This is a genomic window from Streptoalloteichus hindustanus (genome assembly GCF_900129375.1).
Lineage (GTDB): Bacteria > Actinomycetota > Actinomycetes > Mycobacteriales > Pseudonocardiaceae > Streptoalloteichus > Streptoalloteichus hindustanus.
On the sequence record NZ_FQVN01000003.1, the window covers coordinates 167907 to 185116 of the forward strand.

The window sequence follows — 17210 nt, forward strand, 5'->3', positions numbered from 1 at the left end:
GCTCCCCGATCGCGCGGCCAGGAGGCGTTCGAGGGTGGTGGAGGCCACTTCCACCAGGTGGGAGTGGGTTAACGGCGGCTAACGCCTGGTTAGCATGGCGGGGTGACCCGACAGCCGACCGCTGCCGAAGCGGCCCCCTCCGGGCAGCCCAAGCCCACCCGCCGGGAGCAGATCCTGGCCGCCGCCGCGGAGCTGTTCGCCCTCCGCGGCTTCCACGGCGTGGGCATCGACGACATCGGCTCGGCCGTCGGCATCTCCGGCCCCGGCCTGTACCGGCACTTCCGCAGCAAGGACGCCATGCTCGGCGAGATGCTCGTCGCGATCAGCGAGAAGCTGCTCGCCGGCGGGCTGCGGCGGGTCGAGCTGGCCGACGCGCCGGCCGAGGCGCTGACCGAGCTGGTGCGCTGGCACGTCGACTTCGCCCTCGACAACCAGGCGTTGATCACGGTGCACGAGCGGGACCTGGCGAACCTCGCCGAGGACGACCGGCGGCGGGTGCGCGCGCTCCAGCGCCAGTACGTCGAGGTGTGGGTGGAGGTGATCCGCGAGGTCGTGCCGGCCACCGACGAGCCCACCGCCAGGGCGGCGGCGCACGCGGTGTTCGGCCTGCTGAACTCGACCCCGCACAGCAAGCACCTGGACCGGGATGCGATGGCCGTCCTGCTGCACCGCATGGCGCTGGCCGCGCTCACCGGCCCCGGCGCGCTCACCGGGCTCACCACGTCCGCCTGAGCCCCGGCGCCGGTCGCCGGGCGGCTCCCCGCGCCCCACGCCGCGGCGGGAGCGCGGAGAACCTGCCGGACGTCAGAACGCGCTGTTCGCCAACCAGTCGTCGAGGACGGACCCGTCGCCTGTGACCTCGACGCCCGGGGCGCCCACCGGAAGCCGCCGCAGGACGACCAGCAGCAGCTCCTTCGCCGGGCCGCGGACCACCACGTCGGCCTGGGCCTCGGCGGCGCCGTCGCGCTCCATGCGCACCCCGTCCTGGCCGCGGTTCAGCAGCCACCGGCGGGGGCCGTCCCCGTCCGCGTCGGTCACCTCGAAGCGGAGCGACTGGGGGCGCTCGGACCGCACCGCCGGGCGGCGCGCCAGCATCGCCGGCAGGGACACCAGGGAGAACCACTCGTCCAGCCCGTCCGCGGCGACCGCCACGTCGACCTGGAACGGCCGTCCGAGGGCGAGCGCGGCGTCCGCCCGGTGCACCAGGGTCTCGTGCGTCATCCGCCGCGCCCAGAAGATCGCCCGCGGGTCGTCCGAGAAGTTCCAGACGGCGGCGTCGGGACCCGCCTCCCGGATCACGGCCACGAGATCCGCCGCGCCGGCTCGCAGCCACGCGTCCCGCTCGGCCGGGCCCTCGGGGAGCGCGGCGTCCGGAACGGCGTCGCGGGACGGCATCTCGGTGGCGCGCGTGGCCACGATCGTCCGCGCCCAGCGGTGGGCCTGCCCGACGTGCTCGGCCAGCTGCGCCAGCGTCCACTCGGGACAGGTGGGGACGGCGACCCCGTGGTCGGCGCCGTCGATGGTCTCGGCGAAGCGCGCGCCCTCGCCCTTGAGCTCCGCGTAGTAGCGGTCCGCGCTGAACGTCATGACAACCCCCAGGTCGTGATCTCCGGTCCTGATCGAGTTTGCCCGACGCGGGTGACGAGCCGCCGGCCGTCCCCCGCCACCGGCGCCCACGCCGTCCCCCGTCCGACGGGCCTGCCAGCGCGAACACCGTCCGAGAACTCCCAGGTGAATTCCCGGGGTCGTCGCATCACAGGCCGACCAACGGCAGGAGCCGGACACGACGGCGGGGCGGAGGACCTGGTGGTCCTCCGCCCCGCCTGACGAGCGCGCCCGCACCGCGACCGGAGCGGGCGGAACCGGTGTTTCTCAGTTGCCGGAGGGCTCCAGCTCGCGCGCCTCGCCAGAGCCGGTGCCGGTGCTGGTGCCGGCGGCCGCTGCCCGAGCCGCCCGACGCCGCTTCACGAGCACCACGATGGCCACGACCAGGACCAGGACCGCGATCAGGATCCAGCTCGCCCGGCCCAGGACCTTCTCGATGGCCTTGGCCGAGGCGCCGAAGGCCGCCCCGATCCCGATGTGCAGGCAGGACCAGCCGATGGCGCCGAGCAGCGAGGCCGGGAGGAACTTCCGGTAGGGCAGTCCGGACGTGCCGGCCGCCGCCGGGGTCAGCGTGCGCACCACGGGCAGGAAGCGGGCGAAGAACACCGCGCGCGCGCCGTGCTTGCGGAGCAGCTCGCCCGCCCGGTCCCAGTGGTGCTGGCCGAGCTTGCGCACCACCCGGCTCTCCCGCATCCTCGGCCCGAACCGGTGGCCGAGGTAGTAGCCCACCGAGTCGCCCAGCGCGGCGCACACCGCGACGACCAGGGCCATGATCACGAAGGTCGGGCGGTCGGTGACCGCGGTGGACGCGATCAGCAGGCCGGCCTCACCGGGCACCAGGAAGCCCAGGCCGAGCGTGCACTCCCCGAAGGCCAGGGCGCCGGCCGCAGCGATGACCGCGGGCTTGGGCAGCTCGGCCAGATGCTCCAGGGCGTCGGTCAGCAGTGCCACGAAGTTCCTCCTCCTGCGCGGCTGGCCGGCTGCCGTCCGCGGTCTGTGCGTCAAGGTAGCGGTCCGCCCGGTGCGCCCGGATCGGCTCCCGGGACCCCCGGTCATCCACCTGAGGTCTGATATCCGCCCCCGAACGGACCAGGGGTCATCGGGGGGCGTTGCCGGACGGGACGGGCGCGCGCCGCGAGCCCGCGGTCACGACCCTCCTGGCCCGGACGCGGGCCACGTGCTCCGACTCGCGCGGGGCGGTCGCGGTTCCCTCGGGTACCCCGGACAGCACGGGCGGCACAGGGGGCACAGGGGGCGCGGAGGACGTGGCCGGCACAGCCGGCGTGGACGGCTCCGGGACCGTCGTCGGCTCCTCGGCGGGCTCCGGACGGGCACGCCGCGCCAGCGCCCACGCCAGCAGCGCGCCGAGGCCCGCGGCCGCCCAGTGCTCGCTGGCGGTGAGTCCGTCGCTGTAGACCAGGTCGCCGACGAGCACCAGCCCGATCACCACGGCGAACCCGCGCCGGCGCAGCGACACGACCAACGCCCCGCACGCGCCGGCGACCGCGGCCGAGGGGCCGTAGTCGGCCCTGGCGAGCCAGTCGGCCAGCCCCAGCGACCACGACACGGCGAAGGCGAGCAGGGTCGGCACGAAGTGGCCGACGAGCAGGGCGAGGAGCGCGGAGCGCGCGCCGGCCGTGGCCTCCAGCACCGCCACCACGAACACGACGGTGAACACCACCCACCCGACGTGGAGGAGGTGGTAGGCGCCGAACGGGCTGGTGAACAGCCGCCACCAGGTGTCGCGCACCAGGTCGTCGCCCCGGTACTGGGTCGCCCACCGCGCCGCCGGCCCGGTCCACGGCAGCACGCCGAGCAGCCCGCCGACGGTGGTGGTGACCAGCGTGACGGTGGTGACCGGGAGGCGGCGCAGCGCGGCCAGGCGGCCGGAGCCGGCCAGCCGGTCGCGGACCGGGCCGAGGTGCCGGGCCACCGCGCCGGTCACGGCGCCGGCCACGAACGTCGCCGCCCGCCGCAGGCCCGCCCTGAGGTGGCGGGCCCGCGGCCGCACCAGGAAGCCCTCGACCCGCGCCATCGCCAGCCCCACCCGCACCAGGTCGAGCCGGGACTCCAGCAGGACGTAGCGGGGTGCCCAGCTCGGCCCGAACTTCCGGTTGAACCGGTACAGCGACTGGATCTGCGCCCACCGGGACGCCGTGAGCACCACCGTCCGCCACAACCGGCCCCACGGGCCCCTCGCCTCGCCGGCCAGCGAGCGGCGCTGCACGGCGAAGTTCAGCGAGAGCCGCCGCAGGCCGGTGGCCGCGAGCCGCAGGGCGGCCTCCACCACCAGGAAGTCGTTGAGGATCGCCGGAGCCTCGCGCAGCCGGCGCATCACGTCCAGGCTCATCCCGTCCGCGGCCCACGGCACCAGGTGCAGGAACCCGTGCACCCGGCCGTCGGCCCCGCGGCCGAGCACGACCAGGCAGTCGGGGTCGCGCGGGTCGAACAGCCGCGACAGCGCCATGGAGAAGCCCCGCTCGGCGGCGTCGCCCCGCCAGTCGGCCGACACCTCGGCCAGCTCCGCTCGGTCGGCCGGGGTGAGGTCGCCGACGCGCCGCACCTCGGCGGTGTAGCCCGCCCGCTGCGCCCGGCGCCAGCTCTGCCGGGCGATGCGCAGCGTCCGGCCCTCGGTGCTGAACGAGGTCAGGTCGAGCACGGCCTCGCAGCCGAAGTACAGGGGCAGGAAGCCGGCCCTCCGGTAGGCCGCCGCGGCGCGGGCGCCGGCGCCGATCACCGCCGGGACCCGGCCCTGGCGCAGCGCCTCGGCCCGCAGCTCGCGCACCGCCGCCGGCCAGGCCGTCGGGTCGCCGAGCGGGTCGCCGCTGGCCAGCAGGACCGAGCCCACCGGCCGCGCGGACACGGCGGCCTCGCCGGCGTCCCCGGCGCGCAGCAGGGTCCGGTCGTCGCGGGTCGTGAAGTACCCCAGGGAGTCCGGGCAGTCGCGGAGCTCGCGCCGGGACGGGGAACTCGGGAGCGGCCGGTCCCCCGGGCGCGGGACAGCCGGGAAGGCGCGCCAGCACGCGGCCAGGACGGCGGTGAGGGCCGCGACGGCGGCGGCGAGCAGCGGGCGCCCCGTGACGAGCAGCGCGGTGGCGACGGCGGCGCCAGCCGCGGTCGCGGCGAGGTGCCCTGCGCGCAGCCGGCGGCGCAGGACCCAGCCCAGGGGGATCAGCGCGGTGGCGGTCACCGCCGACCAGAGCCCGAGCGCCGGGGACAGCGCCAGGGACAGCACGCCCGCCGCGCCCACGCCGCCGGCGGCCAGCCGGGGCGCCACCGCGACGCCCCGCGGCCATCGCGTTCGGCCCGCCCCGCCCGTGTCCCGCGCGCGCTCCGTCGCGTGCATGGTCGCCCCCACTCTCCCCGGATTCGGTGTCCACCGGTCGGCGAGAGCCACCTGTCGCGCGCCGGTCGTCCCTGACCAGGACAGCGGAGCCCGATCACCCTGACATCAGCCGATCGGCCAGCCCGAACCGACCGATGGGCGAGGCATGCCCGGCCGATGGGCCACGGGCGAGTGGACCACCACAGCCAGTGACGGAGGGTCCAGAACCACGCCAAGCGGGGGTGAAAGTACCCACCCAAGTGGCTGATCTCAGCGGGAGGACTTCCCATACCGCCGCAAAGATTGAGTAAAGACGTCATTACCTGTGCGGGACAGGAGCGGGCACCCGCCGCGTTCGCCCCCGCGCCGGCCACGCCGCCAGCTGGCCACGCGGACGAACACCCGCAGCGCACGACCGACCCGGCCGGTCCCGACCAGGGGCCACCGCCGACCCGCCGCCCGACCCCGGCGCGCGCCAGTCCAGTCCAGCCGCCGACCAAGCCGCCGAACCAGGTTGCCGAACCAGGTTGCCGAACCGGGCCAGCCGCCCAGCCCGTCAACCCGACTGTCCGAACCGGACAGTCCAGTCCGGACAGTCCCGTCCAGACAGCGCGACCCGGGCGGTCCGGCACCGACCAGCCAGCGCTGGACCAGCACAGCGCCGACCGCGCCCGACCCGGAGGTGTCCGATGGCCGCCACGACAGCGCTCCGCGCCGCGGCCGGGCAGAACCCCGAGCCGGACCACGGCACCCGGAACCGGGTGGCGCCCGCCCGGCCGACCCGGCGTCCGACCCGTCGGCCCGGCCTGACGAGACCGCACCGCCCCCCGCCGTCCGCGGCTCGCCCCCACCCGCACCCGGCCGTCGGCCGCGGCAGCGGCAGACCGGGCGCCGCGCACGGCAACCTCCCCCGGCGAGGCGACCCGAACCCGTCCCACCCGGCCCGGCCACCCCTGCCGCGGCCCGCGACCACGGTGTCCCCCGCCGTTCGCTGACCGGGCGAGCGCGCCCCCTCCGCCGCCCGGCGCCCCTCGACCCCGCGCCTCGCCGCGTCGCCCGCGGCGGGGACGCCCACCACGCCCCGACCCGGCCTCGGACCGCCACCCCGGCGGCCCGCGGTCGACCGACCCCACTTCCGGATGGAGGCCGCCATGACCACCCCCCGCCGCCCCCGCGACCGCGCGGAGCACCACAGCACCGCCGGCCCGCCCACCGCGTCCCCGCCGTCCGCCGCCCCCGGCGACGGCAGCCCGCCCGGCCCCCGGCTGGCCGCGCACCTGCTGGCGAACCTGCGCCACGACCTGCCGTCCTCCCTGGTGGTCTTCCTCGTGGCGGTGCCGCTGTCGCTCGGCATCGCGGCCGCCTCGGGCGCGCCGCTGATGGCGGGCCTGCTCTCGGCCGCGGTCGGCGGCGTGGTGGCCGGCGCGCTGGGCGGCGCGCCGCTCCAGGTGACCGGGCCGGCCGCCGGGCTCACCGTGGTGGTCGCCGACCTGGTGACGCGCTTCGGCTGGGCGGCCACGGCCGGCATCACGGCGGTGGCCGGCCTCGTGCAGCTCCTGCTCGGCGTGACCAGGGTGGGCCGCGCCGCGCTGTCGCTGTCGCCGGCCGTGGTGCACGGCATGCTCGCCGGCATCGGCGCGGTGATCGCGGTGAGCCAGCTGCACATCGTGCTGGGCGGGCAGCCGCAGAGCTCGGTGCTGGCGAACCTGCGGGACCTGCCGGCCCAGCTCGTCGGCCACCACGACGCGGCGGCGCTGGTGGGCGCGGTGACGATCGTCCTGATGCTGGTGTGGCCCCGGCTGCCCGTGGTGGCGGCGGTGCCCGCCCCGCTGGCCGCCGTGGCCACCGCGACGGTCCTCGCGGCGGCGCTCGACCTCGACCTGCCGCGGGTGGCGCTGCCCGACGACCTGTTGTCCGGGCTCACCCGGCCGGAGCTGCCGGACGCGCCGCCGACCGCGATCGTCGTCGCGGTGCTCACGATCGCCGCGGTCGCCAGCGTCGAGTCCCTGCTGTCGGCCGTGGCGGTGGACCGGCTGCACGACGGCCCCCGCGCCGACCTGGACCGCGAGCTGGTCGCGCAGGGCGCGGCCAACCTGGCCGTCGGCGCGCTCGGCGGCCTGCCCGTCACCGGCGTGATCGTGCGCAGCTCCGCCAACGTCAACGCCGGCGCGCGCACCAGGATGTCCGCGATCCTGCACGGGCTGTGGATCACGTTGTTCGTGGTCACGCTGACCTCGCTGCTGGAGCGGATCCCGCTCAGCGCGCTCGCCGCGGTGCTCGTGGTCATCGGCGTGCGGCTGGTCAACCTCGCGCACATGCGGCTGCTGTGGCGGCACCGCGAGTTCGCCGTCTACGCCACGACGTTCCTCGGCGTGGTGCTGCTGGACCTGATGAAGGGCGTGCTGCTGGGCATCGCGGTCGCCGTCCTGCTCGCCCTGTACCGGCTCACGCACACCACCATCCGCGCGGAGGACCACGGCGACCAGGGCTGGCGCCTGGTGCTGCGGGGGTCGCTGGTGTTCCTCTCCGTCGGCCGCCTGGTCCGCGAACTGCGGCGGATTCCCGACGGGCGGCGGGTGCTGGTGGAGCCGCACGTCGACTTCATGGACCACGCGGCGTTCGAGGCGCTGCACGAGTGGCGGCTGGGCTACACGAGGCGGGGTGGCCTGGTCGTGGTCGAGGAGGTGCAGGACACCTGGTACGAGCGGGCCGCCAGGGGCCGCCCCGAGCAGCGGCGGTCGCTGCCCGACCTGTCGCCGCGCTGGTTCGCGCCCTGGTCGCACTGGCAACGCCTGCACGAGGAGCCGTCGGCCGCCGCCGCGCCGCCCGAGCGGAACGGCCCCGAGCGGAACGGCCCCGACCCGATGCTCCTGGGCCTGCACGAGTTCGAGCGCCGGTGCGCGCCGCTGGTGCGCCCGTTCCTCGCCGAGTTGGCCGCCCGCCAACGCCCCACGCAGCTGTTCCTCACCTGCGCGGACTCGCGCGTCGTGCCGAACCTCATCACGACGAGCGGGCCGGGCGACCTGTTCTGCGTGCGCAACATCGGCAACCTGGTGCCCAGGGCGGACGACGGGGACGACTCCGTGGGCGCCGCCGTCGAGTACGCGGTGGACGTCCTCGGGGTGACCACCCTCGTCGTGTGCGGGCACTCCGACTGCGGGGCGATGAAGGCCGTGCTCGGCGGTCCCCCGCCCGGCGACTCGCACCTCGCGGGCTGGCTGCGCCACGCCCAGCCGAGCCTGATCCGCTTCCACGACAACGGGTTGCCGCCGGTGCGCGGCGCCGGGGCCGCGGAGCGGCCGAGGCTGGAGCGGCTGTGCGTCGCGAACGTGGTGCAGCAGCTCGACAACCTGCGCACCTACCCCGTCGTGCGGCGGGCGGTCGAGGACGGGCGGCTGGGCCTGATCGGGATGTACTTCGACATCTCGGAGGCCCGCGTCTACCTCGTCGACCAGGACACCGGGGCGCTCGCCCCGGTGGAGGACCTGGCCACCTCGTGACAGTCGGCCGGTGCGGTGCCGCCCGGCACCGCACCGGCCCTCACACGCGGTGCCTCACGCGCGGCGGGGCCGCCGTCGGCGCGCCGGTCCCCGGTCCCGGTCCCGAACTCGGACCCGGACCCGGACCCGGTCCCGGTCGTCGGCGGCCGCCCGCCGACCGCCGACGACCAGGAGCAGCCCGACCAGGACGCCGGCGAGGTAGGTGGCGTTGCCCGGCCACCCGAGGTCGAGGTGGTCGCCGAAGGGCAGGCGCACCATGCCGGCGATGGCGGTGACGAGCACCGCGTGCGCGGCGAGGACCGCCAGTCCGAACACCCGCACGCCGGCGGGGCCGCGCAGGACGACGAAGCGCAGCAGCCCCAGGCCGATCTGGGCGAGGTGGACGCCCGTTCCCACCGGCCGCCCGGCCACCACCGCGCCGACCCCCACCGCCGAGGCCAGCCCGCTCACCCCCAGCACCAGGTACCCGAAGCCCAGCGCGGCGCCGAGCACCCTGGGCAGGTCGGCCGGTCCGTGCCGGCGCTCTCCCGCGGTCATCGCCGACCACCTCGCTCCCCTGACAGGGCCGCTACCTGCTCCCGGTGGTGGCGATGCCCTGGACGAAGTACCGCTGGGCCGCGAAGAACAACAGCACCATGGGCACGGTCGCCAGCACGTTGGCCGCCAGCACCAGGTCCCACCGCATCTCCCCGCCCTGGCCGAACCGGTCGAGCACCACCTTCAACCCCCTCGGCAGGGTGAACAGGTGCGGCTCCTGCAGGTAGACCAGCGGCTTGAGCAGGTCGGTCCAGCTCGCCCTGAGCTCGAACACCAGGCTGATCACCAGGGCCGGCCGGCTCAGCGGCAGCACGACGTGCCGGAACAGGCCGAGGTGGCCCAGGCCGTCCACCCGGCCGGCGTCGAGCAGCTCCGGCGGCAGCGTCAGGAAGAACTGCCGCAACAGGAAGACGTAGAAGGCCGAGCCGAACAGGTTGCCGGCCCACAGCGGGACCTGCGTCCCGGTGAGCCCCATGGCCTCCCAGATCGCGTAGGTGGGGATCAGCGTGACGGCGGCCGGCAGCATCATCGTGGCGAGCACGAGCCCGAAGAGGAGCTCCCGGCCGGGGAAGCGGAGGAACGCGAAGGCGAAGGCCACCAGGGCGCTGCTCGCGGTCACGGTCACCGCGGCCGCCGCCGCGACCGCTCCCGTGTTCAGCAACCAGGTGAGCAACGGGATCTCGCGGAAGACGGTGACGTAGTTGTGCCACACGAAGGTGCTGGGCCACGGCGAGCCGTCGAACACCTCCGCGCGGGGTTTCAGCGAGGCGCCGACCATCCACACCAGGGGGTAGGTGAAGACCACGGCGAGCACCGCGAGCGCCGCGACGGCCACCACACCGCCGCCGCCGCGTCGACGCCCGCCAGGTCGACGCCCGCTGACCCGCGCCGCGGCCGGAGGAGGGCGCTCCGCGCCCGTCACCGCCGCCACGGTCACCGCCTCCCCTCGTAGTGCACGAAGCGCCGGGAGAGGCGGACCTGCGCGAGCGTGACGAGCAGGATCACCAGGAACAGCAACCAGGCCAACGCCGAGGCGTAGCCCATGTCCAGGAACTCGAACGCCTGGCGGAACAGGTAGACGACGTAGAACAGCCCCTCCTCGGCGCCGGCCGAGGTGCGCGCCGTGCCGAAGTACATCGTGTAGACCTCGGCGAACACCTGGAACGAGGCGATGGTGTTCACGACCAGGGTGAAGAACAGCGCGCCGCTGATCATCGGCAGCGTCACGTGCCGGAACCGCTGCCAGGCGTTCGCCCCGTCCAGCCGGGCCGCCTCGTAGAGCTGCTCCGGCACGTTCCGCAGCGCCGCGTAGTAGATCACCAGCGTGGTGCCGAAGCTCCACAGGCCCATCAGCACGATGCCCGGCTTGATCCACGCGGGATCGCTGGTCCACTGTGGACCGTCCACTCCGAACAGTCTGAGCGCCCGGTTCACCAGGCCGCTCTGCCCGTTGAGCAGCAACAGGAACAGCACTCCCACGGCTACCGGCGGGGTGACCGCCGGGACGTAGAACACCGTGCGGAACAGCGGGCCCCACCGGCCGGCGGCGACGAGCAGCGACGCCAGGCCCAGCGCCAGCGCCATGGTCAGCGGCACGTGCAGCACGGTGTAGAACAGCGTGTTGCCCAGGCTCTTCAGCACCAGCGGGTCGCGCGCCAGCTCCCGGTAGTTGTCCGCGCCGACCCAGCGCGGCTCGCCGATCGCGTCGTAGGACGTGAACGACAGCCACAGGCTGGCCAGCAGCGGCCCCGCCGTGAACACGGCGAAACCCACCAGCCACGGCGACAGGAAGCCCAGCGCCGCGCGGGCCTCGGCGCGGCGGAGCGCCGACCGGCGGCTCATCGCGCGCCCGCCCGCGCCAGAGCCGCCGTCGCCCGCTGCTGCGCCTCGCGCAGCGCGTCGGCCGGGCTGGCCCGCCCGCCCAACGCCCGGGTCGCGGCGTCCTCCCACGCCCGTTTGACCTCCGCGCCGGCCGGCGAGGCGGGCAGCGCGAACGCCACGCCCTGCGCCCGCTCGATGACCGCGATCCCCTCGTCGAGCCAGCCGATGCCCGTCGGCCGCAGCACCTCGGCCCTGACCCGCTCGTCGGCGACGACGTGGGCGGTGTAGGTGCCGGTGTAGGGCAGGTTCCGCGCCAGCCTGGCGTCCCGCTTGGCCGTGGCCGCCGCCACCCACGCGTCCGGCGTGGTCATCTCGCGCACCATCCGGCAGGCGGCGGCGCGGTTGCGGGCGCCCTGGGGGATCGCCCAGGCCAGGCCGGTGGCCCAGGACAGCGGGCGGTGGTCCCGGTCGACGAACGGCAGCACGGCCACCGGCGCGGTGGGCGAGTTCTGCGCGAGCACGTTGAGGTACCAGTCCTCCATCGGCGACGCGCCGAGCTGCCCGGCGGCGAAGGGGTTGCGCGCCCCGAACAGGTCCCAGCCGTCGCGGAAGGCCTGCACCACGCCCTGGCCGCCGGCCTGGTCCACGATCCGCCTGGCCAGCTCCAGCGCCTCGACGGCCTCCGGCGAGTCCAGCCGCGCGGTCCGGCCGTCCGCGGCGAGCAGCTCACCGCCGGCCGCGCGCACCCACAGCGGGAAGAAGTCGGGGATCTTCGGGTCGACGCCCAACCGCAGCAGGCGCGAGCCGTCCGCCCGGGTCATGGCCCGCGCCCACCCGGCCAGCCGGCCCCAGTCGGCGGTGTCGAACCCGGCCAGGTCGATCCCGGCCTCGGCCAACACCGCGCGGTTGACCATCACCAGGCGGACGACGAAGAACTCCGGCACGCCGAACGGGCGGCCCCGGTACCGCACCTGCGCGGCGGCGGCCGGGCGGAACTCGGCGAGGTCGAGGCCGGTGACCGCGAAGCACTCGTCCAGCGGCAGCAACGCGCCGCGCGCGGCGTAGCTCGGCAGGTCGGCGCGGTCGAGGTAGACCAGGTCCGGCGGGTTCCCGCCGGCCAGCGCGGACAGGAACTGCTGCTCGTCGAAGGCGCCCTCGTTCAGCCGCAGGTCCACCGCCGGGTACCGCTGCCGGAACCGGTCGACCCGGACCCTGGCCACCTCGTCCGGCAGGCTGTAGCCCATCGTGCTCAGCGGACCGGCCGGCTCGTCGGCGAACCCGGTGCGGACCTCGGCCCGGTGCGCGCCGAGGCCGCCGCAGCCGGTGAGCACCAGCACCACCACCAGCAGCGGCGGGAGCGCCGCCCGTGGCCGCATCCGCCCCTCCCTCCGCCCGTGGAGATCGTGTTCCCCACGGGGCGGGGTTTAACCAACCGCCTCCTATCGGTGGACCGGGTTCACCCCCGCCGGTGGGTGGGGCCACCCACCGGCGGGGTGATGCGGGCGCAGCGGGGTCAGCAGGCCCCGGCCCAGGTGCACTCCAGCGCGGACTCGTCGATCCGGGTCGTCGGCCGGTCCGCCTGCGGCGCCGACCGCGGCGCGAGCTGCTCCGGGCTCCGCGCGACCCGCCGGTCCTCGTCGCCCCGGAAGCTGGCCAGCCGGACCGCCAGCGCGTCCTCCAGGGGCTTCGTGGAGGACACCACGAAGTTGTTGAACACGGCGGAGAACGCCAGCGGGCGGCCGTCGGCCGCGGTGACGTAGCCGGACAGCGCGCTGACCGAGGTCATCGACCCGGTCTTGGCCCGCAGGTTGCCCTCGGCGGGCGTGCCCCGCATCCGGTTGCGCAGCGTGCCGCCGACCAGCCGGTCGGGCTTGCCGGCGACCGGCAGGGCGGCCTCGAACGCGCCGAACCACGGCCGGTTCCGCGCGGCCACCAGGAAACCGGCGAACTGCTGGGCGCCGACCAGGTCCATCCGGGACAGGCCGGAGCCGTCGAAGACCTGGTAGGTGCCGGCGTCCACGCCCAGACCGGCGAGCTTGTCCCGGACCACGCGCAGCCCCGCGTCCCAGCTCCCGACGCCGTGCACGGCCCGGCCCATCGCCTTGACCAGCGTCTCGGCGTGCCCGTTGTTGCTCAGCTTCAGGAAGGGCACCAGCAACTCGGACAGCGGGATCGACTGGCGCTCGGCCACCCGGGTCGCCGACGCCGGGGCCGCGCCCTGCCCGGTGGTGCGGTCGATGATCCGCACCCCGCGCGCGGCGAGCGCCCGGCGGAACACGTCGGCGGCGTAGCCCGTCGGCTCCCAGACGCTGCTCAGCTCCGCCACCGGCTGGCCACCGGCCGGCACGGACCCGGACACGACGATCGTGTTGCCCCCGTGCTCCCGCTCCACCGAGACCGCCGCGCCCGACCCGGCCGCGCCCGTCGTCGCGCGGTTGTCGATCCGGACGTGCCCGGTCGGCGGGTCGACCTCCACCACGGCCGGACCGCCCGCGGCGCCCGGCTTCACGTTGACCGACACGGTGCCGGCGTCGTAGGTGGTGTTCGGCGACACGGTGAGCGCGGAGATCTGCGCCGAGAAGTAGTAGGGCTCGTCGTCCCACGCCCAGCCGGTGCCGAGGCGGGTGCGGTCGAACCAGGAGTCGTCCGCGACGAGCCGGCGCACGACGCGGATGCCGGAGTCGGCCACCTGGCCGGCCAGCCGCTCGTAGTCGGCGGCGAGCACCGTGGGGTCGCCGGTGCCGTGGAGGTAGAGGTCGCCGTCCAGGAACTCCCCGCGCCGCTGGCCGGCGGCGAGGACGCTGGTGGTGAAGCGGTAGTCGGGGCCGAGCGCCTCCAGGGCCGCGGCCGCCGTGAGCAGCTTCGCGTTCGACCCCGGCGCCAGGCGGTCGCCGCCACCGCGGTCGTAGAGCACCTCGCCGTTGGCGGCGTCGCGGACCACGACGCTGCTCCGCCCGCCCCGCATCCGGGGGTCGGTCAGGATCCGGTCGAGGTCGGCGACGAGGGCGGCCCGGCCGACGGGCTCGGCGACCGCGTCGCTCGCGGACAGGACGTTGACCGCGGCGACCCCGGTGCCGAGCAGGAGTCCGCTCAGGGCAACGGAAAGCAGCGCTCGTCTGCGCGTTCTCGGGAGAGTCGACCGGGAGCGGGCCTCCCGAGGGGGCTTCGATCGGCTGGACATGGCATTCCTCCGACAGCCAAACGGTCGTGGACACGGACTCGCGTTCCGGCGGGAACCGGCGGAGCGTAGTCAGGCAAGATCAGCAGGGTCAACGGATCATGTTGTTACGGCAACAAACAGCGCGGGGCCCGCGACGGGGGCCACTGTTTGCAGAACGTTCCGGTTCCCATACCCTGCGCGTCATGCCCGAGCCCACTGGCGTGACGACCGAGGCCGAGGTGATCGCCGGACAGGCGATGTACACGAGGTGGACGCTGCCCGCCTACGACGTGGCCGTGCTCGGGATCGCCAGTCCGCTCGTGTGGGGTTGCGGCCGGCGGAGGTTGTTGCGCAACTACCAGGACAACATCGGCGCGCGGCACGTCGAGTTGGGCGTGGGCACGGGTTGGTTCCTCGACCACTGCTCGTTCCCGGTGGCCCGCCCCCGGATCACCCTGGTCGACCTCAACCCGACCGCGTTACGGCACACGGCGGACCGACTGGCGCGCTACAACCCCACGCCGGTGCGGGCCAACGTCCTGGAACCCCTCCCGGTGCCCGCGCGGGAGCACGACTCGGTGGGGCTGAACTACCTGCTGCACTGCGTTCCCGGCGACCTCAGGACCAAGGGCGTGGTGCTGGCGCACGCGGCGGCCGCGACCCGCTCCGGCGGACGGGTCTTCGGCTCGACGGTGTTGACGCACGGCGTCCGACCGCGACCCCAGGCCCGGCTGTTCCTCCGCGCCCTCAACGCCCGCGGGGTGTTCCACAACGTGGACGACCGGCTCGACGACCTGCGAGAGCAACTGGAACAGCCGCACTTCGCCAGCTACGACCTCACCGTGCACAGGTCGATCGCCGTGTTCAGCGCCGTCGTCCGCTGAGACGCGCGGCGTCGGGGGTGGGTGCCACGCTGCTTGAGACGTTCTCGTCCACGACGAGCTACCGCGAGCGCACCGCGCGCCCGAGACGCCGCCCGAAGCCTCCCCTCGCCCGGGTTCCGCTGATCCTCAGCCCTGGTCGAGCGACTGGCCGAGATCCCGGTCCGGGTGGCGCGCCTCGCCCTGCTCGTCTAGGCGGGCCTGGTAGTAGGCGGCTCGTTTGGCGTAACGGGTAGCCAGACCGCGGAACTGCTTGAGCCGGTTGAAACAGCGTTCCACGACGTTGCGCTGCTGGTAGCGCTGGCCGTCGAAGGTCGGTGGCCGCCCGCCACGCGATCCAGGCTCGCGCGGTGGGCGATCTGGTCACCGCGTTCCGGACAGGTGAACGCGACGCGCCGGGTTGCGCAGCGCTGTGCGGGTTGACCGGTGCGAGTACGCCTTGTCCGCGATCACCGCCTCGGGCCGGACGCGGGGGTGTCCCGTCCGGGCGGGCAACACCGATGCCGTCGAGCAGTGGCAGCGGTTGCGGGTTGTCCCCGGCCTGACCTGGTGTGATCAGGATGCGCAACGGCAGAGGCGCGTCCCCCTTTTTTTCCAGGCACCGGCGGCGTGGTGGTGCCTCATGCGATCGAGGGTGCGCTGCCAGGTGCCGTCCGCGGTCCACAACCGCAGCCGCTCGTGCGCGGTCTTCCACGGTCCGTACCGGTCGGGCAGGTCCCGCCACGGAGCGCCGGTGGCAGCTACCACAGGATCGCGTTGATCACCTGGCGGTGATCCCGCCACCCGCGACCACGCCCCGACACCGGTAACAGCGGCTCGATGGCCGCCCACGCCCGATCGGTCGTTCACCACGCCCAACCGTGCGCCAGAACCACCAGACACCCTGATCACCGACTCACAGGACACCGCCTAGGCGCCCACCGCGCGGCGCACGCCGCGCCCGCGCCGCCGGGCGAGGTGCTGTGGGCGTGGCGGCGTCTGCGCGACACCGCCGGCGGTCGTCGTGCACGAGCTGGCGCGGGAGATCGGCTGGCGTCGGCGGCACTTCGCGGCCCGGTTCCACGAGCACGTCGGCCTGCCGCCGAAGGCGCTGGCCCGGCTGCTGCGGTTCCGCCGGCTGTCCGGCCGCACGCTGCGTGACTACCTCGCGGCCCGCCTTCCCGACGGCGGTGGAGTGCTGGGCTGAGGACGCGTTCGTCCAAGCGGCCTGCCGGCGACCGCCTTACGGTCGGGCCATGCAGAACATCTTCCCCACGCTGACCTACCGGGACGCCGACGCCGCGATCGCCTGGCTCCAGCGCGTGTTCGGCTTCACCGAGCACGCCGTGCACCGCGGCGAGGACGGCCAGGTCGTTCACGCCGAGCTAGCCTGGCGCGGCGACCTCGTGATGCTCGGCGTCGCCAGGGACGAGCCCCGACCGAGCGCGCTCTACCTCGTCGTCGACGACGCGGACGGCGCGCACAGCAGGGCGGTCGAGGCCGGCGCCAGGATCACCCGGCCGCTGACCGACACCGACTACGGCTCCCGCGACTTCTCCGTCGAGGACCCCGAGGGCAACACCTGGCACCTGGGCACCTACCGGCCCGCCTAGCCGGCTCGCTGACCGCGCGGCCCCGGTCACCTCTCCCTGGTCATCTCTCCCCGGTCACCGGCGTCCGCGCCAGCTCCAGCCGCACCGGTTCCGGCACGCCCCGCGCGGTGCCCACCAGGACGAGCCGATCCCCCGCCAGCTCGTAGGTTCCGCGGAACACCTCGCCGTCCTTGTCCGCGCCCTTGTCCAGCCACCGCTGCCACACCTGGAGTTCCCCGCGCGGGGTCCACCTCGAAATGGTGCGTGTCCCACCGGTCGGCGAACCGGAACACCACCATGTGGGCGCGCTCGCGCTCGAAGTAGACGCGGTCCAGCGGCCACGCCGCGTCGACGGGGCGGTACTGGCCGGACACAACCCGCCAGGCCCCGTCGACCGGCGTCGGCGCGGTTGTTCTCGTTGGCCAGCCAGAACGTGCCGGCGCCGGCGGAGACCAGCAGGACCACCAGGAGGGCCATCTTCCCCGCCTTCGGCAGCCGCGGCCCCGCCTCCGGCGGGCGCTCCCGGTTCTGCTCCGTCCACAGTAGACGGACGAGTTCCCTGCGGTGCCGGGACACCACGAACCCCAGCGCGGCGAAGGTGTGGAGCGCCGTGAAGGTCCCACCCGGACCGACCCCGTACGTCAGGTCGACCAGGACGACCACCCCGGTCATCGCCGGGCCCGGACAGTCGGCGAGCAACGACGTCCGCCGGAAGAACAACAACGCTCCGACACCGATCTGGACGGCCGCGACGAGCGAGCCGAACAGCGGGAAGAACCCGAAGTAGTGCCAGGTCAACCAGAAACCCGA

The 17210-nt window shown here is 75.0% G+C and carries 15 protein-coding genes and 1 pseudogene; 6 read left to right on the forward strand and 10 right to left on the reverse strand.

Going from position 1 to position 17210, the window contains the following annotated elements; translation table 11 throughout:
* Positions 1 to 102: 102 nt before the first annotated feature.
* Entirely contained in the window at positions 103 to 732 is a 630-nt protein-coding gene (locus BUE43_RS09955; RefSeq protein WP_073481328.1) for an SACE_7040 family transcriptional regulator, read from the forward strand.
* Positions 733 to 804: 72 nt separating this feature from the next.
* Here BUE43_RS09955 and BUE43_RS09960 read toward each other — a convergent pair whose 3' ends face one another.
* The 3 genes from BUE43_RS09960 to BUE43_RS09970 all read right to left on the reverse strand — a co-directional run bounded on the left by BUE43_RS09960 (position 805) and on the right by BUE43_RS09970 (position 4951).
* Complete coding sequence (locus BUE43_RS09960; protein ID WP_073481330.1) at positions 805 to 1587, reverse strand: maleylpyruvate isomerase family mycothiol-dependent enzyme; 783 nt, start codon at positions 1585 to 1587, stop codon at positions 805 to 807.
* A 285-nt stretch (positions 1588 to 1872) separates the two neighbouring features.
* Entirely contained in the window at positions 1873 to 2556 is a 684-nt protein-coding gene (locus BUE43_RS09965) for a DedA family protein (protein WP_073481332.1), read from the reverse strand.
* 145 nt (positions 2557 to 2701) lie between these two features.
* Entirely contained in the window at positions 2702 to 4951 is a 2250-nt protein-coding gene (locus BUE43_RS09970) for a phosphatidylglycerol lysyltransferase domain-containing protein (protein ID WP_073481333.1), read from the reverse strand.
* Positions 4952 to 6081: 1130 nt separating this feature from the next.
* Here BUE43_RS09970 and BUE43_RS09980 point away from each other — a divergent pair.
* Positions 6082 to 8430 carry a SulP family inorganic anion transporter gene (locus BUE43_RS09980; protein WP_083959615.1) on the forward strand — a complete coding sequence of 783 codons (2349 nt, stop codon included), beginning with the start codon at positions 6082 to 6084 and terminating at the stop codon, positions 8428 to 8430.
* 54 nt (positions 8431 to 8484) lie between these two features.
* Here the strand turns inward: BUE43_RS09980 and BUE43_RS09985 are convergent, their stop codons facing one another.
* The 5 genes from BUE43_RS09985 to dacB all read right to left on the reverse strand — a co-directional run bounded on the left by BUE43_RS09985 (position 8485) and on the right by dacB (position 13969).
* Entirely contained in the window at positions 8485 to 8967 is a 483-nt protein-coding gene (locus BUE43_RS09985) for a hypothetical protein (protein WP_073481337.1), read from the reverse strand.
* Positions 8968 to 8998: 31 nt separating this feature from the next.
* The gene (locus tag BUE43_RS09990; protein ID WP_234995640.1) at positions 8999 to 9904 is read right to left on the reverse strand and encodes a carbohydrate ABC transporter permease; all 906 of its coding nucleotides are present in this window, start codon (positions 9902 to 9904) and stop codon (positions 8999 to 9001) included.
* Positions 9901 to 10809, reverse strand: a complete 909-nt coding sequence (locus BUE43_RS09995; protein ID WP_073481341.1) for a carbohydrate ABC transporter permease — start codon at positions 10807 to 10809, stop codon at positions 9901 to 9903. Before BUE43_RS09995 ends, BUE43_RS09990 begins: the two co-directional genes overlap by 4 nt.
* A complete protein-coding gene (locus tag BUE43_RS10000; protein ID WP_073481343.1) occupies positions 10806 to 12164 on the reverse strand; it encodes an ABC transporter substrate-binding protein in 1359 nt (452 codons plus the stop codon). The genes BUE43_RS09995 and BUE43_RS10000 overlap by 4 nt, the downstream gene beginning before the upstream one ends.
* Positions 12165 to 12301: 137 nt before the next feature.
* Positions 12302 to 13969 carry a D-alanyl-D-alanine carboxypeptidase/D-alanyl-D-alanine endopeptidase gene (dacB, locus tag BUE43_RS10005; protein WP_083959541.1) on the reverse strand — a complete coding sequence of 556 codons (1668 nt, stop codon included), beginning with the start codon at positions 13967 to 13969 and terminating at the stop codon, positions 12302 to 12304.
* A gap of 182 nt (positions 13970 to 14151) precedes the next feature.
* Here dacB and BUE43_RS10010 point away from each other — a divergent pair, with 182 nt between their 5' ends.
* Positions 14152 to 14832, forward strand: coding sequence for a class I SAM-dependent methyltransferase (locus BUE43_RS10010; RefSeq protein ID WP_083959542.1), 681 nt, complete (start codon positions 14152 to 14154; stop codon positions 14830 to 14832).
* 126 nt (positions 14833 to 14958) lie between these two features.
* Here BUE43_RS10010 and BUE43_RS35760 read toward each other — a convergent pair.
* Positions 14959 to 15671 (reverse strand): annotated as a pseudogene (locus BUE43_RS35760) (transposase); the annotation flags it as partial.
* Between the two features lie 161 nt (positions 15672 to 15832).
* On the opposite strand from BUE43_RS35760, the gene BUE43_RS10025 reads away from it, so the two are divergent.
* A complete protein-coding gene (locus BUE43_RS10025; protein WP_073481345.1) occupies positions 15833 to 16015 on the forward strand; it encodes a hypothetical protein in 183 nt (60 codons plus the stop codon).
* A gap of 49 nt (positions 16016 to 16064) precedes the next feature.
* Positions 16065 to 16421, forward strand: coding sequence for a VOC family protein (locus BUE43_RS10030; RefSeq protein WP_073481347.1), 357 nt, complete (start codon positions 16065 to 16067; stop codon positions 16419 to 16421).
* 40 nt (positions 16422 to 16461) lie between these two features.
* Here the strand turns inward: BUE43_RS10030 and BUE43_RS34130 are convergent, their stop codons facing one another.
* Positions 16462 to 16626, reverse strand: coding sequence for a hypothetical protein (locus BUE43_RS34130; RefSeq protein WP_159447720.1), 165 nt, complete (start codon positions 16624 to 16626; stop codon positions 16462 to 16464).
* Positions 16627 to 16818: 192 nt separating this feature from the next.
* Between BUE43_RS34130 and BUE43_RS10035 the strand changes: the two genes are divergently transcribed.
* On the forward strand, positions 16819 to 17187 hold the full coding sequence (locus BUE43_RS10035; protein ID WP_143174076.1) for a hypothetical protein: 369 nt from the start codon (positions 16819 to 16821) through the stop codon (positions 17185 to 17187).
* The last annotated feature ends 23 nt before the right edge of the window (positions 17188 to 17210 follow it).